This is a genomic window from Paenibacillus sp. YAF4_2, from assembly GCF_052113225.1.
Taxonomy (GTDB): domain Bacteria; phylum Bacillota; class Bacilli; order Paenibacillales; family Paenibacillaceae; genus Pristimantibacillus.
This window is the reverse complement of record NZ_JBFRCT010000001.1, coordinates 790711-815318: the sequence shown is the minus strand read 5'-3', so window position 1 is coordinate 815318 and position 24608 is coordinate 790711. Positions and strand designations below refer to the sequence as shown.

Genomic DNA, 24608 nt, shown 5'->3' with positions numbered 1-24608 from the left:
CGCCGAAGGCGCAGCGCTGCAAAGCGCCGCCGCGGAGCAGCCCGCGGCGGCCGCGCCCGTGCAGGCGCCAGCAGCGCAGCGCGCCGAAGGCACGGGCGCGGGCAGCACTGCCGCGCCTGCAGCGCCAGCGGCCGCGGAAGCGGAGCCCGCGGAGCAAAGCGCGGCGCAGCAAGGCGTGCGCCCCGGTGCGGCCGCTGACGGTCCTTCATCCAACTGGCTTGGCCAGATGATGAAATGGATGGGTGTCGACTATGAGAACCAATTGTCGAAGCAGTTACCACCTCCAGCCGCACCAAACGTGTCTGAGCAATCCAAGTTGGCGGCGAATAATGTTGCGCCTAATCCTCAGGCTGTTGAAGAACCAACCGCTGGCCGCGGCCAGAATGCGGGAGAAGTATCTCGTCATCCGTCTACGGAAGGACAGCGTCCTAGCACTCCTGCTCCGCAGGTAGCAGTCGAGCATGAACAACAGGATGCAGCCTTGCAAGGAGATAAGGAGCCGAAGTCGTTAAATATTGATCGGCAACGTGAACTCCCAGCTTCAGCTGCGCTCCAGCAGCTCGCACCTGACGGCGTCAAGAATGAAGACGGTAAGCCAACATTACAGGAATCCCTTAAGAGTACACTGCTCGCCATTGCTTCTTCGAATGATGCTCCGCCTGCTCTACGAGAAACAGCGCAGCAGCTAGTTCAACAGATTACTGGACAGCAGCTATTATTATCACCTGAGCGCAACGGTGCTGTTTTCTCCCATATTACGATGTTTGTACCACTGAACAGCCCTGATGGGAATCAGACAGCTTCGGTTCACATTCAGACAAGAAGGGGGCGGCAAGGTGAACTTGATGCAGCTAATTGCCGATTATTGTTCGACTTGTCGATGAAAAACTTAGGACAGACGTTAGTGGATGTGAATGTGATGGACAAAATCGTCAGCCTTACGTTATGGAATGATCATCCCGCGATATCAGCTCTCGTTGATTCTTCCCGTTCCGAAATTGCAGCAAGCTTAAATGAAGCCGGATATCAATTATTGTCTCTTCGGACAACACCTACAAGAAGCGATAGTGAAGAAGGGGAAGGAACCAAACGGAAGCTGCCGCCTGATCCGGATCAATTCGTAAACACGCGTTACAAAGGGGTAGACTTTCTGATATGAGTTCGGAGAAGAAAGATAGTAAAGTGAATAAATCGGTACGCAAGGCGGTTGCGTTAAAATACGAACCTGGTATAAACAAAGCTCCTGTTGTGGTTGCAAAGGGTAGTGGGCATTTGGCTGAACAGATCTTGGAAAAGGCAGCAGAACATGATGTTCCAGTACAACAGGACAAATCCTTGGTTGAAGTGCTGTCCAAGCTTGATGTTGATCAGTCGATTCCTCCCGAACTCTATACCTTAGTAGCCGAGATACTAAGCTTTGTTTATCGGTCGGACCAAAGAGCGAGGGATTGGGATGAGTGAGGATCGCAGAAGGCAGACTGGAATGGCTGGTGAAGAAGCAGCTACTTCCTTCCTTGAGGAGTCAGGCTATACAATCATCGAACGGAACTGGCGTTGTCGCTCAGGCGAGATTGACATCATTGCCTCGATAGACAACCTGCTGGTCTTCATAGAAGTAAGAACGCGCCGAGCGGGAGGTCGCTTCGGCACCGCTGCGGAATCGGTAGACCGCCGCAAACAGCAGCAGGTAGCTGCAATTGCCCAAGTCTATTTGAGGATGCGTCAGGCGGCTTATCCGCCAATGCGGTTTGATGTCATTGCAATAACGATGGGTCGTGACGATTCAATAAGCGAAATGAAACATATAAAAGCGGCTTTCTAATGAATAGAAAGCCGCTTTTATTCTTTTATATGTCAAGTCTCCGATATTGAATGGCTTCGGCTACATGAACATCCTCGACATATTCACAGCCTTCTACATCCGCAATTGTCCTCGAAAGCTTCAGGATTCTGTCATAAGCCCGCATACTAATATTCAGCACAGTAAGTGCATTGTCCAACAGGCTGAATGCGGCTTCCTTCATTAGAATAGATCGCCGGAGCGCGGCTCCGGATAGTCGTTTATCCGTCTTAAGGCCTAACTCTATGTTTCGTTGTTCTCTTCGATTTCTCGCACCAAGAACTTGTGTTCGTATTTCCGCAGAACTCATAGCTGCTGCTTGGTTAACAGGAGATTCGAGTTCGATTGGTCGTGGAACTTCAAGCTGAATATCAATTCGGTCAAGCAGCGGACCAGACATCTTACTTCTATATTTTGCGATGGAGGAGTCACTGCAGGTACATCTTTTCTCTGCTGTTTCATGACCAGCATAACCACAAGGGCAAGGGTTGAAAGAAACGGCAAGCATCAGTTTTGCTGGGAAATGAAAGACCGCTCTCGAGCGGGCGATCGTAACGATACCGTCCTCCAGTGGCTGACGCAATACTTCAAGCACCTGCCTTGAGAATTCAGGCAATTCATCCAAGTATAGAACGCCATGATGAGCAAGCGTCACTTCACCAGGTTTAGGGACTGAACCACCACCAATCAGCCCTCCAGCCGATATCGTATGGTGAGGCGAGCGAAAAGGGGCGGTACGGATCAAGCCTTGGGCATCTGTGGAGAGCTTGCCAGCTGCGCTGTATATTTTCGTTACTTCAAGGGCTTCCTCTTCCGTAAGTGGAGGCAGGATACCGGGCAAGCGGCGGATCATCATCGTTTTACCGGTGCCTGGAGGTCCTGCAAACATGATATTATGTTTACCTGCTGCCGCTATTAACAGCGCGCGCTTCGCCTGCTGCTGACCGTATACATCGCTATAATCACCATAGACTTCGGAATGCTCTACAGCATCAACAGCGGTGGTGTCCGCTCTGCTGCTTACGGCGTCGAATCGGATAGCCGTCCAGGCTTCCTCCCCTTTGCTCTCCAGAACAAGATCTTTCAATTGTGTAATCGCGTACAATTCCATGTCCATAATCCAAGCTGCTTCCTTGGCATTTGCAAGTGGAAGCAGTACTTTCCGAATGCCAGAACGTTTCGCCTGTTCAATCATGGCAAGAACGCCCGGAACCGGCTTAACTTCGCCATTCAGCGACAATTCACCGATAAGCATTGTATTGTTAAAAGGCCATGCTTCTAACTGCCCGCTAGCTGTTAGTATCCCTGCGGCGATTGCCAGATCGAAGGCTGTGCCTTCTTTTCGAAGGTCAGCAGGGGCGAGATTGACCGTAATACGGTCAAGAGGAAAAGTGAAGCCACTGTTCTTGATTGCAGCTCTAACCCGCTCAACGGATTCTCTCACGGCGGGATCTGGCAGGCCAACGACACTAACTTGCGGAAGGCCGCTAGCAATATCTACCTCTACAGCAATTCCTTTTCCTTCAACACCTAGTACACTGCTGCTATGTATGAAACTGAACAAAACAAAAAGCACCCCCAAGAGAATGGATGAAGGTGCTTCCTCACGTCCGATTTTTAAAGTATTGTTAACAGCATCATAGTAGATGAATTGTATGCTTGTCAATAATGGAAAAACAAGTATGAATTCTTCTAAAAAATAGGGCATACTACAGGAGTCCGCCTGCCATTTGATCGTATTTAATCTCATTTTGAGATGAAATCCATATCAAAAAACCGAAACCCGAAGGGTCGAAATATGACATAAATAATGCTACAATAATTAAGGTTTGTGTACATATGACTGAAGTCGAGTCTGTGAAATGGAGGATTTCAAACAATGAATATCCATGAGTATCAAGGCAAAGAGGTCCTGAAACAGTACGGTGTTGCTGTTCCAGAAGGAAAGGTAGCATTCTCCGTTGATGAAGCGGTAGAGGCGGCGCAAGCACTGGGTACCCCAGTTGTAGTTGTTAAAGCGCAAATTCACGCAGGCGGGCGCGGTAAAGCCGGCGGCGTTAAAGTAGCAAAAAACATCGATGAAGTTCGTGCATATGCCAGCGAAATTCTTGGCAAAGTGCTCGTTACACATCAAACTGGCCCTGAAGGTAAAGAAGTTAAACGTCTTCTTATCGAGCAAGGCTGCGACATTAAGAAAGAATACTATGTAGGTGTTGTTATTGACCGTGGTACAGGTCGCGTAACAATGATGGCTTCTGAAGAGGGCGGCACAGAGATTGAAGAAGTAGCAGCTCATTCGCCAGAAAAAATCATCAAAGAAGTTATTGACCCTGCAATTGGTCTGCAAGTGTTCCAAGCGCGTAAATTGGCTTATGCAATCAACATTCCCAACGAGCTTGTTAACAAAGCGGTTAAATTCATGATCGCACTTTATACAGCATTCGTTGATAAAGATTGCTCGATCGCTGAGATCAACCCGCTTGTTGTTACTGGCGACGGTAATGTTATGGCACTTGACGCTAAGCTGAACTTCGATTCCAACGCTCTGTACCGTCACAAAGATATAGTGGCGCTTCGCGACCTGGAAGAAGAAGATGCGAAAGAAATCGAAGCATCGAAATATGACCTGAGCTATATCGCCCTTGAAGGCAATATCGGCTGTATGGTAAACGGTGCAGGTCTTGCAATGGCCACTATGGATATCATCAAATACTACGGCGGCGACCCTGCCAACTTCCTGGACGTAGGGGGCGGCGCTACAAAAGAGAAAGTTACTGAAGCGTTCAAAATCATTCTGTCCGACGAGAACGTAAAAGGTATTTTCGTTAATATCTTCGGCGGCATTATGCGTTGTGACGTTATCGCAGACGGCGTAATTGCAGCTGCGAAAGAGCTTGGCCTGGACCGTCCACTGGTTGTAAGACTGGAAGGTACTAACGTTGAGCTTGGTAAAAAAATGTTGAACGAATCGGGATTAAACATTGTTGCAGCTGACTCGATGGCAGACGGCGCGCAAAAAATCGTAAATCTCGTGAAATAATTACGCGTACGAATTCATTAACGGGGATGTGAAATTCGATGAGCATTTTGGTCAATAAAGATACAAAAGTAATCACTCAAGGGATTACAGGCGCAACAGGCTTGTTCCATGCGAAAGGCGCATTAGAATACGGTACTCAAATGGTGGGCGGCGTAACTCCTGGTAAAGGCGGCACAAACGTCGATATTACACTTGAGAACGGCAATGTTGTATCTCTTCCTGTATTCAATACAGTAGAGCAAGCGGTAGCAGCAACTGGTGCAACAGCATCGGTTATCTATGTTCCGCCAGCATTCGCAGCAGACTCGATCTTGGAAGCGGTAGACGCTGGTCTTGATCTGGTTATCTGTATTACTGAAGGTATTCCAGTACTTGATATGGTGAAAGTAAAACGTTACATGGAAGGCAGCAAAACGACTCTAATCGGTCCTAACTGCCCAGGTGTTATTACACCTGACGAGTGCAAAATCGGCATTATGCCGGGCTACATTCATACAAAAGGCCATGTAGGCGTTGTTTCCCGTTCGGGAACTCTGACTTACGAAGCAGTTCATCAGCTTTCGACTCGCGGCATTGGCCAATCGTCGGCAGTTGGTATCGGCGGCGACCCTGTAAAAGGTTCCGAGTTTATCGATATCTTGAACCGTTTCAACGAAGATCCTGAGACTTATGCGGTAATCATGATTGGTGAGATCGGCGGTACAGCAGAAGAAGAAGCTGCTGAATGGATCAAAGCGAACATGACGAAGCCTGTTGTTGGTTTCATCGGTGGCGCTACAGCGCCTCCAGGCAAACGTATGGGACATGCAGGCGCAATTATTTCCGGTGGTAAAGGTACTGCAGCGGAAAAAATCGCGACTTTGGAAGCATGTGGCATTAAAGTCGCTCCTACTCCATCCGACATGGGCTCTACGCTTGTATCGGTTCTTGAGGAGCAAGGCTTGCTTGAAAAATGTACAACAGGCGTAGCTCAAGCCTAGTAGTACACAGCATTTAACAAAGATTCTCTTATATTTAAAGGTAAGCAACCTTTCAATGCCCATTAGGGTTTGGAAGGTTGCTTTTTTTTGTGAAAATAACGGGTCGACTTGCATTCTTTTGCCATGTAACGCACAATAGGAAAGAATGCAGGCTGACCTCCTATAAGGAGAGATCAGCTAATATGACGCTTAATGTTGATAAATGTAAGCAGATGGTTATCATGCTGCATGAATGTTCGGGCATTGGCTGGCATACCGTTCAGAAAGCGGTTGCTCATAAAGCTTGGGAGTTTCTAGACGGCACAAGTGCAGCAGAATGGCTTGCTATCGGTTTTGGGCGGGCACAAGCAGAGACGGCGGCGAGAAGATGGAGCGAGCCTTTTGATAAGGCAGACATGCCATATTTTCGCGCGATGAAGCTTGGAGCGTCTGTACTAACTCCTTATGATAATGAGTATCCGGAATACTTACGACGAATTCCTCAGCCTCCATGGGTGCTCTATGCACTCGGCAGGCTGGAATTACTCGGAAGACCGTCCATTGCTATGGTTGGAACGAGAAATCCTAGCGCCTATGGCCGCCATACTGCATTCTCGCTGTCTGAGCAGCTATCTGTGCAAGGTTTAACGGTTGTAAGCGGTTTGGCCCGCGGGATAGACAGTAAGGCACATGAAGCGGCATTACGAGGCCTTGGAAGCACAATTGCCGTACTGGCAAGTGCTGTCGACAACTGTTATCCGGCTGAGAATCGGTCACTCTATCAGCATATTATCGAGCAAGGGCTTGTCGTATCGGAGACGCCGATTGGTTCACCACTGCATCCGGGCATGTTTCCGCTGCGGAATCGGATCATTGCCGGCTTGTCACTGGGAACCATTGTTGTGGAGGCGGCGAAAGGCAGCGGATCGCTCATTACAGCGGACCAGGCGCTCGAGATGGGGCGTGATGTATTCGCAATTCCCGGTCCAATCTCATCGCCTAAGAGCGATGGACCAAACAGTCTGATTCGGGAAGGTGCCAAGCTTGTCAGCAGTGCGGCTCATATTCTAGAGGAATACAGCTGGCTGCAAGAGGAGTTGCGGAACCTTATTACCGCCAAAAAAACGTTTGCGGAGATGGCAAGCATGACCCCCGAGGAGCAGAAAATCATCGATCTGCTGCGGGATCGTCCGCTAACAATTAACGAATTGCACCAGCTCACGATGATCCCTTTTGGACATTTAAGCGCACTTCTGATAAATTTATGTATAAAACGGACAATCGAACAACAGCCAGGGGCAGTTTATATAGCGTTGTAACTTGTAGTGAGAGGGGGCGCCTAACGTGGCAGATTCATTAGTAATCGTCGAATCACCGGCCAAAGCCAAGACGATCGGTAAATATTTGGGAAGCAAATATATCGTTAAAGCATCGATGGGCCATATTCGCGATTTGCCCAAAAGTCAGACTGGCGTCGAAGTAGAGAATGGTTTTCAACCAAAATATATTACGATTCGCGGTAAGGGCAGTGTATTAAAAGAATTAAAAGACGCAAGCAAAAAAGTCAAACATGTCTTTCTTGCAGCCGACCCCGATAGAGAAGGGGAAGCTATCGCATGGCATTTGGCCCATTACTTAGAGCTGGATGAGACAGACACATGTCGCGTCGTATTTAATGAAATAACAAAGCAGGCGGTTAAGGATGCTTTTAAAACGCCGCGCAAAATCAATATGGATCTGGTTAATGCCCAGCAGGCTAGACGGATTCTTGACCGTCTCGTAGGTTATAAGATTAGTCCTTTGTTATGGAAGAAGGTCAAAAAAGGACTGTCCGCAGGCCGGGTTCAATCCGTTTGTGTGAAGCTGATTATTGACCGTGAGAATGAGATCGAAGCATTCATTCCCGAAGAATACTGGTCTATTACAGCTCAATTAACCCAGCAAGGTGTTCCATTTGAAGCGAAGTATCACTCTATTCGTGGTGAAAAGCGGGAGCTTGGCAACGAGCAGGAGATGCAGACTATACTTGCTGCTTTGTCCGGTAATGAATTCAAAGTAGCCGAAGTGAAAGAGAAGGAACGTCTTCGCAATCCAGCACCTCCGTTTATTACAAGCTCGCTTCAGCAGGAAGCTGCTCGTAAGCTGGGCTTCCGTGCCTCCAAGACGATGTCAGTCGCACAGCAGCTGTATGAGGGCGTAGAGCTTGGCAAGGAAGGTACAGTTGGTCTCATTACCTATATGAGAACGGACTCCACCAGGATCTCTCCTATTGCGCAGGAAGAGGCAAAGGAATATATCACAGGTAAATATGGAGCGCCATTTGCTCCTGAACAGCCTCGTGTCTATACGAAGAAGAACAGTAATGCGCAGGATGCCCATGAAGCTATTCGGCCAACTTCGATACTTCGTGATCCGGAAACGATGAAGCCATTTTTGAGCCGTGACCAATTCCGCTTGTATAAGCTGGTCTGGGAACGTTTCGTATCCAGTCAAATGTCCTCTGCTGTACTTGATACAATGACCGTGGACTTGAAATCGGGAGAAGTAACCTTCCGGGCGAACGGTTCAAAAATCAAATTCGCCGGCTTCATGAAAGTGTATGTAGAGGGCAATGATGACGGGACAGTGGAAGAGCATAAATTCCTTCCTCCCTTTGCTGTTGGTGATGTGGTTTATTCCGATTCCATTGAACCGAAACAGCATTTCACGCAACCGCCGCCGCGTTATTCGGAGGCAAGGTTGGTTCGGACGCTTGAGGAACTTGGCATCGGACGTCCAAGTACGTATGCTCCAACCCTTGAAACGATCCAAAAGCGCGGATACGTGGCAATTGAGGAGAAGAAGTTTATTCCAACCGAGCTTGGCGATTTGGTCAATCAATTAATGGAGGAGTTCTTCCCTGAAATTCTGGATTCAGAGTTTACGGCGAAGATGGAATCCGACCTTGACCATGTGGAAGACGGTATGGAAGATTGGGTTAAAGTGCTTTCTTCCTTCTATGAGTCCTTCGAGAAGCGACTTGAGGTTGCCGAAGAGGAAATGAAGGAGATCGAGATCCAAGACGAGGTTTCAGATGAGCTCTGCGAGAAATGTGGACGTCATTTGGTTTACAAAATGGGACGCTTCGGCAAATTTCTTGCCTGTTCAGGGTTCCCGGAATGCCGGAACACGAAGCCAATCGTGAAGGATATTGGCGTCACTTGTCCGAAATGCGCGAAAGGCAAAATCATTGAACGCCGGAGCAAAAAGGGACGGATCTTCTACGGCTGTGATACTTATCCAACCTGCGACTATGTATCTTGGGATAAACCAACGAATAAGCCTTGCCCGAATTGTGAGACGATGCTTGTCGAGAAAAGAAACCGCAGTGGTGCAAAGCTTCTGTGTCCGTCCTGTGATTATTCAGAAGAGATTCTGGATGATGAGAACGAACTAGAGCTAGAGCAAGAGCTAGAGCTAGAGCAAGAGAATGAACAGGGAAAAGAGCAGGAACAAGAACAAGCTTAAATTTAGAACAGATGCGGCCACAACTAGAGTCCTCCCTTACACAGGGGGGACAACTGTGTTTTGTTACCGTGTTAGCATATATTGGAGGTCTTTACATTGTCACAACAACAATCCGTTATCGTAATTGGCGCAGGTCTTGCAGGAAGCGAGGCAGCTTGGCAAATAGCATCCCAAGGGGTGCCTGTCATTCTGTATGAAATGCGTCCTGAGACGAAAACACCTGCCCATCACACTAATAACTTCGCTGAACTTGTATGCAGTAACAGCTTGCGTGCGAACGGCCTTGCGAACGCAGTTGGCGTACTGAAGGAAGAGATGCGCCGTTTGGATTCCTTGATTCTCGGAAGTGCAGATCGTCATGCCGTACCGGCTGGCGGAGCACTAGCCGTGGACCGGGATGGCTTCTCTGGCGAAGTTACTCGTCTCCTGCATGAGCATCCACTTGTGGAGGTTCGTACGGAGGAAGTAACCGACATTCCTGAAGACAGCATTGTTGTTATTGCAACTGGACCTCTTACGGCTCCGGCTTTGTCCGAAAAAATTCGTAATCTGCTTGGTGAAGAATATTTCTACTTCTACGATGCTGCTGCTCCGATTATCGAGAAAGATTCGATTGATATGAGTAAAGTGTACCTCGCATCCCGTTATGACAAAGGTGAGGCGGCATACCTCAATTGTCCGATGACGGAAGAAGAGTTCGAGATCTTCCATGAAGCACTTGTTACCGCTGAGACGGCTGCACTGAAGGATTTCGAGAAAGAAGTTTATTTCGAAGGCTGTATGCCGATTGAAGTTATGGCAAGCCGTGGCAAGCAAACGGTACTGTTTGGGCCAATGAAGCCTGTTGGCCTTGTAAATCCGCATACTGGCAAGCTTCCTCATGCAGTCATTCAACTGCGCCAAGATAATGCTGCAGGCACGCTTTATAACATGGTAGGCTTCCAGACACACCTGAAATGGGGAGAGCAGAAGCGCGTATTCTCACTTATTCCAGGGCTTGAGAATGCAGAATTTGTACGCTTCGGTGTTATGCACCGTAATACATTCATTAACTCTCCGCGCATGCTTGAGCCGACTTATCAGCTTAAGAACCGCAATAATCTGTTCTTTGCAGGCCAGATGACTGGTGTTGAAGGATACGTCGAATCAGCCGCTTCTGGTTTGATTGCTGGCTTTAATGCAGCGAGATTGGCAAAAGGTCTTGATCCGCTTGTTCTGCCTGTAGATACAACCTTGGGCAGCATGGCGAACTATATTACAACAGCTGACTTCAAGCATTTCCAACCGATGAACGCAAACTTTGGCTTGTTCCCGCCGCTGGAGAACCGCATTCGGAACAAGAAAGAAAAGAATGAAGCGATTGCGAATCGTGCACTGGACAGCATCGAGAGATTCAAGAAGGAACATTTCGATCATATAAACGTATAAGCAGCTATTATTTGCATGAATGAGGAGGGCGAAGAGATGGACATGGAATTTCACGCCACTACAATATGTGCGGTTCGTCACGAAGGCAAAGGGGCTATTGCTGGCGATGGTCAAGTCACTTTTGGGAACAGCGTCGTGATGAAGAATAAAGCGAAGAAGGTCCGCAGATTATATCGCGGGCAAGTTATTGCAGGCTTTGCTGGTTCTGTAGCCGATGCCATTACTTTATTTGAGAAATTTGAAGGGAAGCTGGAGGAGCATCATGGCAATCTTCAGCGGGCTGCAGTAGAGCTTGCTAAAGACTGGCGGTCCGACCGAATCCTTCGCAAACTTGAAGCACTGATGTTGGTCATGGATCAGTCAGGTTTGCTGCTAATTTCGGGTAATGGTGAAATCATTGAGCCAGATGATGGTATCCTGGCCATCGGCTCAGGAGGTAATTATGCTCTCTCAGCAGCCAGAGCCTTGCAGAAGTATGCTCCACAAATGGAAGCAAAAGAAATTGCTAGAGCAGCACTCGAAACAGCAGCCGACATTTGTGTTTATACGAATCATAATATTATAGTAGAAGAAATTGGCTAAAAACGGAGGAGAATAGAATATGGTAAATCAAGCTTTTACCCCTCGTCAAATTGTAGCCGAGCTCGATAAATATATTGTAGGTCAGAAGCCTGCAAAACGATCTGTCGCCATAGCTCTCCGTAATCGTTATCGCAGAAGTATGCTCGACGAGGCGCTTCGTGATGAGATTGTTCCAAAAAATATTTTGATGATTGGTCCTACTGGTGTGGGCAAGACCGAAATTGCTCGCCGCCTTGCCAAACTAGTGAAGGCACCATTTATCAAAGTAGAAGCGACCAAATTTACTGAGGTCGGTTATGTCGGCCGAGATGTAGAATCTATGGTACGTGACTTGGTTGAGACGGCTATACGTATAGTTAAAGCAGAGAAGACCGAGCGAGTTCAGGATAAAGCCGAGAAGCTTGCGAATGAACGTCTCGTGTCACTATTCGTGCCATCGAAGGTGAAAGAAAAATCATCAAAAAATCCGTTCGAAATGCTTTTTGGAAATCAACAAGGCAGCAAGGAAACCGTTGAAGAGCCCGAACAGGACGCTAATATTATACTGAAACGTTCTCAGGCACGTGATGATCTTGCTGCAGGTAAGCTGGAGAATGAAACGGTAGAAATCGAGATCGAGGATAATTCACCTACAATGCTGGATATGCTTGGAGGTCAAGGGCCAGAAGGCATGGGCGGCATGAATATGCAGGAGATGCTTGGTCAATTCATGCCCAAGAAGACGAAGAAGCGTAAGCTTCCCGTCAAAGAAGCCCGCATAGTCTTGATCCAGGAAGAAGCTAACAAGCTGATTAATATGGACGATGTTATCGCGGAATCGGTAGCTCGTGCAGAACAGACCGGTATTATTTTCATCGATGAGATTGATAAGATCGCAAGTCCGTCAAGAGGTAATGGTCCTGATGTATCGCGTGAAGGCGTACAGCGTGACATTCTTCCTATTGTGGAAGGTTCGACGGTGATGACGAAATACGGCCCAGTAAAGACAGACTATGTTCTGTTCATTGCAGCTGGTGCATTCCATGTTGCGAAGCCGTCTGATTTGATTCCAGAGCTTCAGGGGCGTTTCCCGATACGGGTAGAGCTAACCTCACTTAGCTTGGAAGATTTCGTCAGTATTTTGACAGAGCCAAAGAATGCTTTAACTAAGCAGTATGCAGCTCTGCTTCAAACAGAAGGTATTTCGATTGAATTCTCTGACGATGCGATTAAAGAAATTGCATCAATCGCAGCAGATTTAAACCGCAATACAGAAAATATCGGTGCCCGCAGGCTTCATACGATTTTGGAGAAGCTGCTTGAGGATTTATCCTTTGAAGCACCGGATATTAGCCTGGACCATATGGTTATCACCCCTGAATATGTAAGAGATAAAGTGGGGGCCATTGCGAAAAATCGCGATTTGAGTCAATATATATTGTAGTTCAAATGTAGTTGGGATGAGTTTTGGGAGGCTTTAGCATGACTTTACTTACAAAAACAAGAACGCTGAACCGGTTGCTGCAACGAGCAGCCGGCAAAGCGCTCAATTTCAGAGAAATGGCTGAGGTACTATGCAGTACGATCCAGACGAACGTATTTGTAGTCAGCCGTAAAGGGAAGGTTCTAGGCTGTGCAGCTGTGAATCCTTATGATCACGATACACTCCGGTCGATGTCTGTTGAAGAACTGCGGTTCCCGCAAGTGAGTAACAGCCTATTTCTGGACATGCAGGAACCGATGACAAATGTGACACCGGACTCGGGGGTTTATGAGACTTTTCCTGCACTTGGCGAGCAAGAAATTATGACAGTTGTACCCATCACAGGCGGTGGAGATCGTCTAGGTACATTAGTCCTGACTCGTACGAATGGTTCGTTCGACGATGATGATCTGATACTTGCGGAGTACGGATCGACAATTGTCGGAATGGAAATTTTGCGTGAACGTGCGGAAGAAGTTGAGCAGGAGGCGCGCAGCCGTGCTGTTGTTTCAGTAGCGATTGGTTCCCTTTCTTTCAGTGAGCTGGAAGCCGTAGAGCATATTTTCGAGCAATTGGAAGGGAAAGAAGGCTTGCTTGTTGCATCTAAAATCGCAGATCGAGTAGGTATTACGAGATCCGTTATCGTTAATGCTCTTCGCAAGCTTGAAAGTGCAGGCGTTATTGAAACAAGGTCTTTAGGCATGAAGGGTACCTATATTAAAATCTTAAATCATCAATTGCTTCAGGAATTAGAGAAAATTAAAAATTAGACCTGGGAAATATATCCTATAGAAATTCATCGTAAAGTCCTATCTTGATTTTAAAGATAGGGCTTTTTTCTTATTGTAATAAATTGGACAATTGTTGAATATTAACATGTCGGCAAAACTCGACAGTTTAGTCTCATAATTTTCATAATTTAATGTCGAAGAAAGAAGGAATGGTTCAGAATCTGTTGAATACATTACTTAAGATCTTCTAACTGAAAGTGGTGACACACAACGTGAATGTACTTAATGGCACATCATTTGCGCGACTGGAAAGTGCGGTGAAATCGGCGGAAATGCGCCAAGGCGTAATCTCCAATAACATCGCAAATGTCGATACTCCTAACTTCAAACGTTCGGAAGTATTGTTTGAAGAGCTTCTCACTCAAGAAATGGGAGGCAATATGGGACTTCAGGGCAAACGAACGAATGAACGACATATTCCGATTGGCAAGTCGGGTGGGACCGTCCCAACTGCACAGGTTCAAACGGACAACTTGTCTCAAATGAATAACAATGAGAACAATGTCGATATTGATCGTGAAATGTCGTTGCTCGCTAAAAACCAACTCAGTTACAACTTTTATATTCAACAAATCAATCATGATGTGAAAATGATGACTACGGCTATTGAAGGGAGGTAATAAGAAATGAGGATTTCCAGCAGTTTTGACGCCAGTGCTTCTGCACTAACCGCACAGCGTTTACGGATGGACGTTATTTCCTCGAACATCGCGAATGCCGAGACGACTCGGGCCTCTTATGTAGATGGTCAATTTGTACCGTATAAGAGGAAAATGGTCGTACTTGAACCAACAAACCAAACCTCTTCCTTCTCCGATTTGTTAAATAAGCAGCTTGGAGGGACTTCTGAAGCACAAGGCGTGAAGGCAACCAGAATTATAGAGGATCAGTCGCCAACCAAGCTTGTCTATAATCCAACCCACCCAGACGCGGACGCAAACGGCTATGTAAATATGCCTAACGTTGATGTCGCAAAGGAAATGGTCGATATGATTTCAGCCTCCCGTTCCTATGAAGCGAACGTGACGGCTCTTAATGCTTCAAAAGCCATGTTCGTAAAGGCTTTAGAGATTGGGAAATAAAATTGAATAAGACGGAGGAACGGACATGATTCAACCGTTGCAAATGAATCCCGCACAAGCCGTTACCAAGCTGCTCGAAACAGCGAAGCCTCAGCAGCAGGCTACTCCTGCAGAGATGACGAATTCTTTTGGACAATACTTGGAACAGGCACTCAATAGCGTGGATGCGCAGGAAAAAGAAGTACATAAGCTAAACGATAAATACATGATCGGCCAGGTTGATGTTTCACAAGTTCTCATCGCTTCTGAGAAAGCAGAACTTAGCTTGCAGCTGACTTCACAAATTCGCAATAAAGTCATCGATGCCTATCAAGAAATTATGCGGATGCAAGTTTAATAGTGCTTTCGAACTAGACAGAAGTTGGGTGAGGTGACGACGTGAACGAAAGAATCGCCCTATACCGACAGAGACTCACACAGTTTTGGGGTCAAATGGGCAAAAAGCAAAAAATAGGGCTGGGGGCATCGATTGTTGCATTGTTGTTGACGATTGTGATTTTGACTTATATTTTCACACGAACAGATTATGAAGTAGCCTTTCAGAATCTAGATACGACGGATGCAGCAGCAATTATGACTTATTTGGATGGAAACGGTATCCCTTACCAACTAAGCGCGGATGGCAAGAGTATTTCGGTACCTAGTGCTGTAGCGACAAGAACCCGTGTAGACGTTGGTTCGCAAGGCCTAGTACAGAATGGTTCGATTGGCTTCGAAGCCTTTGACGGCGGCAGTGCCTTTGGACAAACGGAGAATGAATTTAACGTCAAATACATCAATGCGCTGAATGGCGAAGTTCAACAATTGCTTAATCGGATGCAAGGTGTTCAAAGTTCTAAAGTTCTCATCAACCTGCCGGAAGAATCAGTCTTCCTGTCGGCGGAAGAAAAAGAACAGGCATCAGCATCGATTATGATGAATTTCACGGCTGGATATCGTCCAAGCCAACAAGAAGTTGACGGGTATTACAATCTGGTGAAAACGGCAGTGCCAAAACTTGCGGTGAAAGATATTACGATCTCGAGTCCGCAAGGAGAGCTAGTATCTTCAGAGATTGACGGCAATAAAGTTGGTGCAGCTACAGATGCTGCCGAGACTCAGTTCCTGATTCAACGCAAATACGAAGCCGAAGTAAAAAAGAACATTCAACAATTCTTGTCCCCAATGATTGGTGACAATCTGGTCATTAGTGTTGCAAGCAGCTTCAACTTCGACAAGAAGGTATCACAAGAAAACTTGGTGAGGCCGCTTGTTGACAACAATAACAACGGCATTATCGTAAGTGAGCAGCAGGATAACAGCACATCAACGAACGGTTCGACACCAGCCGGCGGAGTAGCTGGTACTGGTGAGACAGATGTTCCTGGCTATACGGCAACGAGCAGCACAAATGGTTCATCCGAACAAAGCTCACGTGTAACGAACTATGATTATGACCGCATTAACAATCAGATCGAATCTGCACCTTATCAATTAAAAGACTTATCGATCAGCATCGGCGTAGAGCAAAGCAAATTGACGACTCAATCCCGTAAGGAACTTACAGACTTCTTGAGCTCTGTTGTTCGTGCACAGCTTGCTGATTCTGGTCAGGATTTAACTGATGACGCACTAATTGCGAAAAAAGTTACAATTCTCGGTCAAAACTTTGCTGCTAATAATGCTGGGACATCGACTAGCGGTTTATCTACCCAATGGGCGATTGGACTTGGTGCAGCAGCACTTGCTTTGATTGGCGGCCTATCCGTTATGCTCGTACGCAGACGTAGAAAGCGTGCTGAAGAAGAAGCGGCAGCAGAAGCAGAAGCAGCAGCATTGCTCGAAACTTCGGCTAAACCGGAATTCCCTACGATTGATTTTGAAAGTGTAAACAATGACAGCCAGGCTCGTAAAAATCTAGAAACACTCGCCAAACGCAAGCCAGATGAATTTGTCAACTTGCTCCGCACCTGGCTTGTGGATGAATAGAGGTGGTTCCTATGGTTAGACCGCTCAATGGATTAACCGGCCGGCAAAAGGCGGCGATTCTGCTCATTACTCTGGGACCGGAAGTTTCAGCCCAAATCTTTAAGCATTTGAGAGAAGAAGAAATCGAACAGCTCACTCTTGAAATTGCCAATGTCCGGAAAGTAGACAGCGCAGAGAGAGAACAGATTCTTAGCGATTTCCATCAAATTTGTTTAGCTCAAGAATATATTTCGCAAGGCGGCATCTCGTATGCGAAAGAGATTTTGGAGAAAGCGCTGGGTGAGCAGAAGGCAGTTGAGGTAATTAATCGCTTAACGGCAACGCTTCAGGTTAGGCCGTTTGATTTTGCACGTAAAGCTGAACCGACTCAAATCTTGAACTTTATTCAGAATGAGAATTCGCAGACGATCGCACTTGTTCTTTCTTATTTGCAATCCGAGCAATCTTCACATATCCTGTCTTCGCTTCCACAAGAGAAGCAAGCTGATGTTGCCCGCAGAATTGCTTTGATGGACAGTACCTCTCCTGAAGTTATTAGTCAGGTTGAACGTGTGCTGGAACAAAAGCTTTCGGCTACAGTAACTCAGGATTACACGAATGCAGGCGGTATTGATTCGATCGTTCAAATCTTGAATGGTGTTGACCGCGGTACGGAACGTACTATCCTGGATGCTCTCGAGATTGAAGATCCGGAATTGGCAGAAGAAATCAAGAAGCGCATGTTTGTCTTCGAAGATATCGTCAACATCGACAACCGTTCCATTCAACGTATTATCCGTGATGTTGAGAATGCCGATCTTCAGCTCGCTCTCAAAGTGGCAAGCGAAGAAGTTCGGGAAGCCATCTTCCGCAATATGTCGAAACGGATGGCCGATACATTCAAGGAAGAAATGGAATTTATGGGTCCTGTCCGGCTGCGTGATGTTGAAGAAGCTCAAACCCGTATCGTCGCTACGATTCGCAGGCTAGAAGAAGCCGGCGAGATTATCATCGCCCGCGGCGGAGGAGATGATATCATTGTCTAATTTGATAAAGTCTTCAAGCGTAATCGCACTCGACCAGCTGAAACAGCTTTACTGGCTCAACAAACATGCAGCTGCAGAGCAAGAAGAAGCGATTGAAGAGATTATTGAAGAGACAGGTCCGGATGAGGAGACAATCTCCATACGAGACCAAATCATCGCAGATGCACAAATATTCGCCGAAGAACGTATACGTGAAGCTGGTGAACATTGCGATCAAATGATAGTTGCAGCAGAAGCCAAGATCGATGCTTGGTGGCTGGAGAAACGGCTTGAAGACGAGACGGTTTCTGAAGCCTCACGTGCAGCGGGATTTGAACAGGGATATTCAGAAGGCCGCGAGCAAGCTGAACTGGCTGTTCAGAAAGAATGGGAAAGCCGGTTAGCGGAAGCAAGTACGATTCTTAAATCCGCCTATGAAATGCGTGAGCAAATCATTCAAGAAGCTGAGCCATTTCTTGTCGAGCTGAGCGTCTCCATTTCGGAGAAAGTAATCGGCAAGCAGCTTGCTGAAGCTCCAGATATGGCACTTGAGCTTATACGTAAATCCTTATCCCGAAGAAGAGAGCAAGGTGTTATTGCCCTTTGTGTCTCACCGGGTCAGCTTGCTTTTGTTCAAGCGGCTAGGGAGGAGCTTAATCTTGTGATCGATTCGCAAGCAGAGCTTCAGATTATACCAGATGCTACGGTGAAAGATTTCGGTTGTGTAATTCGTTCCGCATTCGGAAGTATAGATGCAAGAATCGATACCCAATTATCCGAAATTAAACGCGAGCTTGTACAGCTTGCCAATCAAAGCCATGAAGAACGGAGTATGGCAGATGAGCGGTATTAAACTGGACAGCTCCAAGTATGTAGATAAGCTTCGGCATCTTGATCCCATACGTGTGAATGGCAAGGTTACACAGGTAATAGGTTTAACCGTTGAATCCGAAGGTCCCGATGCGAGTATCGGAGATGTATGTTTGATCTACCCCGCAAAAGGCGCGAAGCCAATTAAAGCGGAGGTAGTAGGGTTTCGTCAGAACAAAGTCATTCTTATGCCTCTAGGTGAGCTGCATGCTATTTCGCCAGGCTGTGATGTTGTAGGTACCGGAAAACCTTTATCGGTTCAAGTAGGTTCAGAATTGCTTGGTAAAGTACTTGATGGTTTAGGTCAACCCCTGGACGGATCATTCCTTCCAAGCCGAATGCAAAATTATTCAACGCATAACGAACCTAGTAATCCACTTACCCGTCCACGTGTCACGGAGACACTAAGTATCGGTGTACGTGCCATTGACGGACTTCTTACTGTAGGCAGAGGTCAGCGCGTTGGTATTTTCGCAGGTTCCGGTGTTGGTAAAAGTACGCTGCTTGGCATGATCGCCCGGAACACTTCTGCTGACGTGAATGTCATTGCCCTAATAGGTGAACGAGGCCGTGAAGTGCTAGAGTTCATCGAGAAGGATTTGGGCCCTGAAGGGCTTGCCCGTTCGGTAGTTATTGTTGCAACTTCGGATCAGCCGGCATTAATACGGATCAAAGGTGCACTTATTGCCACTTCGATTGCGGAATATTTCCGTGACCGCGGACTAAATGTCATGCTGATGATGGACTCCGTCACCCGTTATGCGATGGCACAACGTGAAGTAGGACTTGCGATTGGCGAACCTCCTGCAACAAGAGGGTATACCCCTTCTGTATTTGCTACGCTGCCAAAGCTGTTGGAACGTGCAGGTACAGGACCAACTGGTTCGATTACTGCTTTTTACACCGTACTTGTTGACGGCGATGATATGAACGAACCAATAGCCGACGCAGTACGCGGAATATTGGATGGTCACATTGTGCTAAATCGACAACTGGCGAACAAAGGTCATTTTCCTGCCATTGATGTTTTGGCCTCTGTTAGCCGTGTCATGAAGGAAATCGTGACGGAAGAACAACAGGATGCTGCCAATTATCTTAAGAGACTACTATCTCTATATAGAGATTCGGAAGACTTAATCAATATTGGGGCGTACCAACGAGGAACAAATGAAGAAATTGATATGGCAATAGAAAATATTGATGCCATCTATCAATTTACAAAGCAAAAAACGAATGAAAAGGTCACTTTGGCTGACTCACAAGAAAGATTAATGATGGAATTCCACAGGAGATGACGATAGGTAAATGGCATCCTTTCGATACGCATATCAGAAGATCGTAGATTTGAAGTCGAGCGAGAAAACACAAGCAGAGTGGCAGCTGTCATCGGCAATAGGAGTATTGCAAGCGGAGGAGTTAAGCCTTGCTGAACTTCGTACGAAACGGACAGAGTGGGAAAGCAAACAGTATGAAAGCTCGCATGAGGCAGTTACCTTGTCCGAACTACAGCTGATGCAGCATTACTTGGAATACTTGGATTCTTGCATTGCCAACAAGTTAACCGAGGTCAAGCATGCGGAGCGAAAGGTTGAACATAACCGGTCGAACCTGGCGGAGAGAATGAAGGATGAGAAGGTTTGGCTGAAAGCGAAGGAGCATGCGGGAGACCGTTTCCGGCATGTAATGCAGATCAAGGAACAAAATGAACTAGATGAGATGGCTACCGTTCGATTCAAGGTGTCCATCCCATCATGATCTGCGGCGCAAGGTAAAGGGAGTGAATGAATATGGCGGATATGGATATAGAGAAACAAGGTTATAGCGGCTTCGAGCGGTTAATGTTTTTTATGACGCCGATCTTGTTTACGATTGTCCTGCTTGGCGCGTTATACGTTCTTTTGAATACAGAAACTCGTAATCAGATGCTCGAAATTGGCAACTCGGTGCCGTTCCTGAGGGATGTGCTTCCTGACGCTAAGACAGCTGATGGACAGCCAAACGACAATGAACTGAAATCAGCGAATTTGAGCCGTAAGATCGACGAACTTCAAGCGCAGCTGCAGGAGAAAGAAACAGCACTTGCGGAGACGACCCAACTTAAGAGCACGCAAGAAGAAGAACTAAAAAGCATGCAGGAGAAGATCGACAAGCTGACTGCTTCTAATGAAGTGAAAACAGCAGACGATCAAGCCTATCAGGCCAAAATTCAAGAACTAGCGGGTATGTACAGCAAAATTACACCAAGTAAAGCAGCACCGATTTTGCAAAGCATGACCATGGATGAAATGCTCCTCGTTCTGGATTCTATGAGACCAGATGACCGTGTTCGAATTTTGGAGAAGATGAACCCACAAACTGCAGCTGAAGCAACGATGATGCTGAAGGATACGGTGACAGCGAAGGACAGACAGATTGCAGCGCTGCAAGCGGAGCTGAAGAAAGCAAAACCGGCTGAAACAAAACAGCCATCCTCCCAGCTTAGCAGTAACCAGCTGAGTGCAACATTTGCAGCTATGGATGCGAAGAGTGCGGGCGAGCTGCTTTTGAAAATGGCGAACATTAGTCCTAGTAAAGTAATCCGAATCTTAAATACGGTTGATGATAAAACGCGTTCTGCTATTCTAGCAGAAATGTCTGGCATTAATCAGAACATCACCGCACAGCTGATGTCTAAGCTTATGGCTGGCAACTAAGAGAGGAGGTGAAAGAATAATGGAAATGACCATTCCTCAAGCAGCACCAACTGCACCAACTGCACCAGCAGCTCCTTCTTCCGGTAAAACTTCCGGTCAAGCTAAAACAGGAGGCAGCGACAAGTTCCAGAAAACACTCTCTAACCAGATGAAGAGTGATAAAGGGGCAACGGAAAAAAGTGATGCAGCTGCTTCTACGACAGTAAAAGCTGAGAATTCAGAAGATACATCAGCAACTACTGCGGCTGCAACGACAGATGCTACTGTCGATCAGACAACCACAAGCACTGTGCCAGCAACAGGTACCGTAACTACAGATCCAAGTGTTGTCTCCGATCCAGTGGCAGAATTAATGGATATCATTGATCAATTGCTTGCTGACTTGCAAGACATCAAGAGTGACTCAACAGATACAGATCAAGACCAGGATTCCAAAGAACTTAATGCTATGTTAGATCAGTTGAATGCTTTGCTTGCCCTGCTTGGTATTCCGGTACCAGTACCGCAGCAGAACCAGTCCTCTAGTTCTGTTCCAACTGATGCAGTTGAACAAGATGGTCAGCAGCTAGCAGCAATTACAAGCAAGGTACAAGACTCCTTATTACAGCTTCAAACGGCGATGCAAGAAGGTACGATGAAACAGGTTGCACTACAAGAGCCTATAACCGTAATCGGACAGCAGCTAAGTGCCATTCAGCAATTTGTACAAAAGCAAAAGGATTCTCTTGTGCGTTCTGAGAAACAGTCAGGTTCTGCTGACCAAGTTACGGTTGCAACCGTAACAACTACTACACCAGCGGTATCTGTGCATTTACAACGGTTAACTCAGCAGGCTGTTCATCCAGTTGCTCTAGCGGCATCAGCCAATCAGCAGGCCGCTGAGGAAGAGACGGAAGCCTCTCCTCAGTCAAGTGAACAAACACCAGTAACTGCAGGACCAACGTTTACGGATGTTATCCGGCAGACAGCACCATTTACAGCGAAGCTCGCACCGGTGGTTCAAGCTAATGTACCTGTAGATCAGTTTGCTGATAATATGAAAGATTTTATTCAGAAGCTGGATATCAAGCATGGCAATGGCATGTCTGAAGCGGTCATCCAACTGTTCCCTAAAGAGCTTGGGCAGGTTGATGTCAGAATTACAATGCATAACGGACAGCTGACAGCTTTATTCCACGCGGATAATGCTAATGCGAAGGATGCACTAGATAATCAGATGGCTCAATTAAGAGTAGCGCTGCAGGCACAAGGTTTGTCGGTAGACAAGCTTGAAGTCACATCAAGTCAATCAGCAGCTCAGTTAACTAACGGTCAACATGGCCAAAGTACAGGGCAGCAGGCTTTCTCTAATCAAAATAAATCCAAAGGCGACTCTTTGCAGGAGGATAGCGGATTTGAAGCAGATGTTGCCCAGCAGCAGGCGATACAAGATTTAGGCTACGGACGCGCTGTCAATGTGACAGCTTAAGCGAAGGCTCCTTAAACGGTGCGCGTGTAGGATGGAGGTGAGTGAAATGGCGACTGTATACTCGAAAGTGACATGGCCCAATTACAGCACTTCGAACGTAAAAGCAGCGGGGAAAGATACGGATAAAACAGCATTGGGCAAAGATGCTTTTCTTCAATTGCTTGTAACACAGCTGAAAAACCAGGATCCTCTGCAGCCACAGGACAATGCAGCATTTATTACACAGATGGCGCAGTTTACTTCTGTTGAACAGCTCATGAATATGTCCGATCAGCTTACTACCTTAAATCAAAACTTAGGTACAGCTTCTTCGATCATTGGGAAGACCATTTCCTGGTACGAGATGGATGAAAGCGGCGATACGAAACTGCTTTATGATAAGGTAACTTCTATCGTAAACCAAGATGGATCACTCTATGCTAAATTCGACGATAGTACGATGATCGAATTGAGTGATATTGTAACCGTTTCAGATGCGGCTCCTGCTTCGAATGAGACACAAAGCAGTGAAGAAACCCAAAGCACTGATGATACTACTGAGGAATCGACTGAACCAACAGATTCAGGTTCAAGCAAGCAGGAAGATGGTTCCGTATGAGTGACGGTGTGAAAATTAACCATCTGTTTCCCGTCGGAGCGCCACCACTTACGGGGGCGAAAAATGCATCCCAGCGTTCGCAGCAAGCTGGCGGTTTCCGGGATATGCTGGATGCGAAGGTGCTCAAGTTCAGCCAGCATGCGGAAGTGCGAATGAAGCAAAGGGGCATTCAACTGCAGCCTGAAGCACTTACAAAGATTATGAATGCGGTTGACGAAGCCGAGTCCAAAGGTGCAAAGGATTCCTTAATCGTGATGAAGGATATTGCGATGATTGTCAATGTGCCGAGCAGAACGGTTGTGACTGCCATGGACGGCAAGCAAATGCAAAGCAATGTGTTTACGAATATAGACAGTGCGGTGATTTTAAGCTAGGGCTGGACCGAGAAGGAGGCCTTTTGGCTGCCGACCGACTGAAGCAGCCAATCTCACCACGACAATAGGAGGATTTAATCATATGTTAAGATCCATGTATTCCGGTGTATCAGGTATGCGCGGTTTTCAAACGAAGCTTGATGTAATCGGCAACAACATCGCAAACGTAAACACAGTTGGTTTCAAAGGCGGACGTGTTATGTTTAGTGACATCTTGAGCCAGACGACTTCTGGCGTTACCGCATCGGTTGAGGGTGAACAAGGTGGGGTAAATGCTAAGCAAATTGGTCTTGGTGTAACAATTGCTTCCATTGATACGCTTCATACGCCAGGCAGTGCAATGACAACAAACGTTCCAACGGATCTTCGCATTGACGGCGATGGATTCTTCGCAGTCTCGGCTGGAAACGGTGCACCAACTTACCTGACTCGCGCAGGGAACTTCACGCTTGATGCCAATAGACAGCTTGTAAATGCAGATGGTATGTTCGTCCTTTCATCTGACGGTGAGCCAATCCAACTTGGTGAAGAAGTAACCTCGTACTCGATTGGTCAAGACGGTTCAATTCTTGCTGTAACGGCAGATGGAACGGAAGCTGTTGCTCAACTTGGTATCGTGAAGGTTGTTAACCCGAGCGGTCTTGAGAAAGTGGGAGGCAATCTGTACCAGGTGACAGCAAATGCCAATCCGGACGGTCAGTTCGAAATTGTAACGGCTAATGATCCGGCGCTCGGAACCGGCGCTATTATCGCTGGTCAACTTGAGATGTCAAACGTTGACTTGACGAATGAATTTACGGAGATGATCGTTGCTCAACGTGGTTTCCAAGCGAATTCCCGAATCATCACGACATCTGATGAAATATTGCAAGAGGTTGTTAACCTGAAACGTTAATAGCAGGAGGCAATAGCTAACGGATATGATCGGCGGGGGCTCTTCGC

At 46.8% G+C, this 24608-nt stretch carries 24 protein-coding genes and 1 pseudogene; 24 read left to right on the top strand and 1 reads right to left on the bottom strand.

Translation table 11 applies throughout. The annotated features are described in order from the left end of the window. The 3 genes and pseudogenes from AB4Y93_RS04110 to AB4Y93_RS04100 form a co-directional block, all read left to right on the top strand. Window positions 1-1159, top strand: a pseudogene (locus AB4Y93_RS04110) (hypothetical protein); the annotation flags it as partial. After that, window positions 1156-1461, top strand: coding sequence for an EscU/YscU/HrcU family type III secretion system export apparatus switch protein (locus AB4Y93_RS04105; protein WP_441889189.1), 306 nt, complete (start codon window positions 1156-1158; stop codon window positions 1459-1461). The pseudogene AB4Y93_RS04110 and the gene AB4Y93_RS04105, both read left to right, overlap by 4 nt. Beyond that, complete coding sequence (locus AB4Y93_RS04100) at window positions 1454-1822, top strand: YraN family protein (RefSeq protein ID WP_441889187.1); 369 nt, start codon at window positions 1454-1456, stop codon at window positions 1820-1822. The genes AB4Y93_RS04105 and AB4Y93_RS04100 overlap by 8 nt, the downstream gene beginning before the upstream one ends. 25 nt (window positions 1823-1847) lie before the next feature. Here the strand turns inward: AB4Y93_RS04100 and AB4Y93_RS04095 are convergent, their stop codons facing one another. Further along, window positions 1848-3404, bottom strand: coding sequence for a YifB family Mg chelatase-like AAA ATPase (locus AB4Y93_RS04095; protein WP_441889185.1), 1557 nt, complete (start codon window positions 3402-3404; stop codon window positions 1848-1850). A gap of 315 nt (window positions 3405-3719) precedes the next feature. On the opposite strand from AB4Y93_RS04095, the gene sucC reads away from it, so the two are divergent. The 21 genes from sucC to flgG all read left to right on the top strand — a co-directional run bounded on the left by sucC (window position 3720) and on the right by flgG (window position 24561). After that, window positions 3720-4880, top strand: coding sequence for an ADP-forming succinate--CoA ligase subunit beta (gene sucC / locus AB4Y93_RS04090; RefSeq protein ID WP_167280767.1), 1161 nt, complete (start codon window positions 3720-3722; stop codon window positions 4878-4880). 38 nt (window positions 4881-4918) lie between these two features. After that, entirely contained in the window at window positions 4919-5860 is a 942-nt protein-coding gene (gene sucD, locus AB4Y93_RS04085; protein WP_441889183.1) for a succinate--CoA ligase subunit alpha, read from the top strand. A gap of 182 nt (window positions 5861-6042) precedes the next feature. Next, window positions 6043-7158, top strand: a complete 1116-nt coding sequence (gene dprA / locus AB4Y93_RS04080; RefSeq protein WP_441889181.1) for a DNA-processing protein DprA — start codon at window positions 6043-6045, stop codon at window positions 7156-7158. Between the two features lie 25 nt (window positions 7159-7183). Beyond that, window positions 7184-9346: a type I DNA topoisomerase gene (gene topA / locus AB4Y93_RS04075; protein WP_441889179.1), complete on the top strand. Its 2163-nt coding sequence runs from the start codon at window positions 7184-7186 to the stop codon at window positions 9344-9346. Window positions 9347-9442: 96 nt separating this feature from the next. Then, the gene (trmFO, locus tag AB4Y93_RS04070) at window positions 9443-10774 is read left to right on the top strand and encodes an FADH(2)-oxidizing methylenetetrahydrofolate--tRNA-(uracil(54)-C(5))-methyltransferase TrmFO (RefSeq protein WP_441889177.1); all 1332 of its coding nucleotides are present in this window, start codon (window positions 9443-9445) and stop codon (window positions 10772-10774) included. 36 nt (window positions 10775-10810) lie between these two features. After that, window positions 10811-11356: an ATP-dependent protease subunit HslV gene (gene hslV, locus AB4Y93_RS04065; protein WP_167280762.1), complete on the top strand. Its 546-nt coding sequence runs from the start codon at window positions 10811-10813 to the stop codon at window positions 11354-11356. Between the two features lie 19 nt (window positions 11357-11375). Next, window positions 11376-12779 carry an ATP-dependent protease ATPase subunit HslU gene (gene hslU / locus AB4Y93_RS04060; protein WP_441889175.1) on the top strand — a complete coding sequence of 468 codons (1404 nt, stop codon included), beginning with the start codon at window positions 11376-11378 and terminating at the stop codon, window positions 12777-12779. A gap of 38 nt (window positions 12780-12817) precedes the next feature. Then, window positions 12818-13588, top strand: coding sequence for a GTP-sensing pleiotropic transcriptional regulator CodY (gene codY / locus AB4Y93_RS04055; RefSeq protein ID WP_441889173.1), 771 nt, complete (start codon window positions 12818-12820; stop codon window positions 13586-13588). Between the two features lie 233 nt (window positions 13589-13821). Continuing rightward, window positions 13822-14229, top strand: a complete 408-nt coding sequence (gene flgB, locus AB4Y93_RS04050) for a flagellar basal body rod protein FlgB (RefSeq protein ID WP_441889171.1) — start codon at window positions 13822-13824, stop codon at window positions 14227-14229. A 6-nt stretch (window positions 14230-14235) separates the two neighbouring features. Continuing rightward, complete coding sequence (flgC, locus tag AB4Y93_RS04045; protein ID WP_167280758.1) at window positions 14236-14691, top strand: flagellar basal body rod protein FlgC; 456 nt, start codon at window positions 14236-14238, stop codon at window positions 14689-14691. A 25-nt stretch (window positions 14692-14716) separates the two neighbouring features. Further along, window positions 14717-15028, top strand: a complete 312-nt coding sequence (gene fliE, locus AB4Y93_RS04040; protein ID WP_441889169.1) for a flagellar hook-basal body complex protein FliE — start codon at window positions 14717-14719, stop codon at window positions 15026-15028. 41 nt (window positions 15029-15069) lie between these two features. Further along, a complete protein-coding gene (gene fliF, locus AB4Y93_RS04035) occupies window positions 15070-16659 on the top strand; it encodes a flagellar basal-body MS-ring/collar protein FliF (protein WP_441889167.1) in 1590 nt (529 codons plus the stop codon). An 11-nt stretch (window positions 16660-16670) separates the two neighbouring features. Further along, window positions 16671-17684 (top strand): flagellar motor switch protein FliG, encoded by a 1014-nt coding sequence (gene fliG, locus AB4Y93_RS04030; RefSeq protein WP_441889165.1) that lies wholly within the window; start codon window positions 16671-16673, stop codon window positions 17682-17684. Then, entirely contained in the window at window positions 17677-18516 is an 840-nt protein-coding gene (locus AB4Y93_RS04025; protein ID WP_441889163.1) for a FliH/SctL family protein, read from the top strand. The genes fliG and AB4Y93_RS04025 overlap by 8 nt, the downstream gene beginning before the upstream one ends. Then, a complete protein-coding gene (fliI, locus tag AB4Y93_RS04020) occupies window positions 18503-19828 on the top strand; it encodes a flagellar protein export ATPase FliI (RefSeq protein ID WP_441889161.1) in 1326 nt (441 codons plus the stop codon). The genes AB4Y93_RS04025 and fliI overlap by 14 nt, the downstream gene beginning before the upstream one ends. 10 nt (window positions 19829-19838) lie before the next feature. Continuing rightward, the gene (gene fliJ, locus AB4Y93_RS04015) at window positions 19839-20288 is read left to right on the top strand and encodes a flagellar export protein FliJ (protein ID WP_441889159.1); all 450 of its coding nucleotides are present in this window, start codon (window positions 19839-19841) and stop codon (window positions 20286-20288) included. Between the two features lie 32 nt (window positions 20289-20320). Beyond that, entirely contained in the window at window positions 20321-21226 is a 906-nt protein-coding gene (locus AB4Y93_RS04010) for a MotE family protein (protein WP_441889157.1), read from the top strand. Window positions 21227-21245: 19 nt separating this feature from the next. Beyond that, complete coding sequence (locus AB4Y93_RS04005) at window positions 21246-22694, top strand: flagellar hook-length control protein FliK (RefSeq protein WP_441889155.1); 1449 nt, start codon at window positions 21246-21248, stop codon at window positions 22692-22694. Window positions 22695-22740: 46 nt separating this feature from the next. Further along, complete coding sequence (locus AB4Y93_RS04000) at window positions 22741-23292, top strand: flagellar hook capping FlgD N-terminal domain-containing protein (RefSeq protein ID WP_441889153.1); 552 nt, start codon at window positions 22741-22743, stop codon at window positions 23290-23292. Next, window positions 23289-23666 carry a TIGR02530 family flagellar biosynthesis protein gene (locus AB4Y93_RS03995; protein WP_441889151.1) on the top strand — a complete coding sequence of 126 codons (378 nt, stop codon included), beginning with the start codon at window positions 23289-23291 and terminating at the stop codon, window positions 23664-23666. The genes AB4Y93_RS04000 and AB4Y93_RS03995 overlap by 4 nt, the downstream gene beginning before the upstream one ends. A gap of 82 nt (window positions 23667-23748) precedes the next feature. Then, window positions 23749-24561 carry a flagellar basal body rod protein FlgG gene (gene flgG / locus AB4Y93_RS03990; protein ID WP_441889149.1) on the top strand — a complete coding sequence of 271 codons (813 nt, stop codon included), beginning with the start codon at window positions 23749-23751 and terminating at the stop codon, window positions 24559-24561. Window positions 24562-24608 lie beyond the last annotated feature (47 nt).

Bases quoted from the DNA above. Each gene is read 5' to 3' on its own strand.
- AB4Y93_RS04005 (WP_441889155.1), top strand. From the start codon at position 21,246: ATGGAAATGACCATTCCTCAAGCAGCACCAACTGCACCAACTGCACCA.
- fliI (WP_441889161.1), top strand. From the start codon at position 18,503: ATGAGCGGTATTAAACTGGACAGCTCCAAGTATGTAGATAAGCTTCGG.
- codY (WP_441889173.1), top strand. From the start codon at position 12,818: ATGACTTTACTTACAAAAACAAGAACGCTGAACCGGTTGCTGCAACGA.
- hslU (WP_441889175.1), top strand. From the start codon at position 11,376: ATGGTAAATCAAGCTTTTACCCCTCGTCAAATTGTAGCCGAGCTCGAT.
- AB4Y93_RS04100 (WP_441889187.1), top strand. From the start codon at position 1,454: ATGAGTGAGGATCGCAGAAGGCAGACTGGAATGGCTGGTGAAGAAGCA.
- hslV (WP_167280762.1), top strand. From the start codon at position 10,811: ATGGACATGGAATTTCACGCCACTACAATATGTGCGGTTCGTCACGAA.
- AB4Y93_RS03995 (WP_441889151.1), top strand. From the start codon at position 23,289: ATGAGTGACGGTGTGAAAATTAACCATCTGTTTCCCGTCGGAGCGCCA.
- fliE (WP_441889169.1), top strand. From the start codon at position 14,717: ATGATTCAACCGTTGCAAATGAATCCCGCACAAGCCGTTACCAAGCTG.
- AB4Y93_RS04000 (WP_441889153.1), top strand. From the start codon at position 22,741: ATGGCGACTGTATACTCGAAAGTGACATGGCCCAATTACAGCACTTCG.
- AB4Y93_RS04105 (WP_441889189.1), top strand. From the start codon at position 1,156: ATGAGTTCGGAGAAGAAAGATAGTAAAGTGAATAAATCGGTACGCAAG.
- sucC (WP_167280767.1), top strand. From the start codon at position 3,720: ATGAATATCCATGAGTATCAAGGCAAAGAGGTCCTGAAACAGTACGGT.
- dprA (WP_441889181.1), top strand. From the start codon at position 6,043: ATGACGCTTAATGTTGATAAATGTAAGCAGATGGTTATCATGCTGCAT.
- AB4Y93_RS04010 (WP_441889157.1), top strand. From the start codon at position 20,321: ATGGCGGATATGGATATAGAGAAACAAGGTTATAGCGGCTTCGAGCGG.
- fliJ (WP_441889159.1), top strand. From the start codon at position 19,839: ATGGCATCCTTTCGATACGCATATCAGAAGATCGTAGATTTGAAGTCG.
- sucD (WP_441889183.1), top strand. From the start codon at position 4,919: ATGAGCATTTTGGTCAATAAAGATACAAAAGTAATCACTCAAGGGATT.
- flgG (WP_441889149.1), top strand. From the start codon at position 23,749: ATGTTAAGATCCATGTATTCCGGTGTATCAGGTATGCGCGGTTTTCAA.
- flgC (WP_167280758.1), top strand. From the start codon at position 14,236: ATGAGGATTTCCAGCAGTTTTGACGCCAGTGCTTCTGCACTAACCGCA.
- fliG (WP_441889165.1), top strand. From the start codon at position 16,671: ATGGTTAGACCGCTCAATGGATTAACCGGCCGGCAAAAGGCGGCGATT.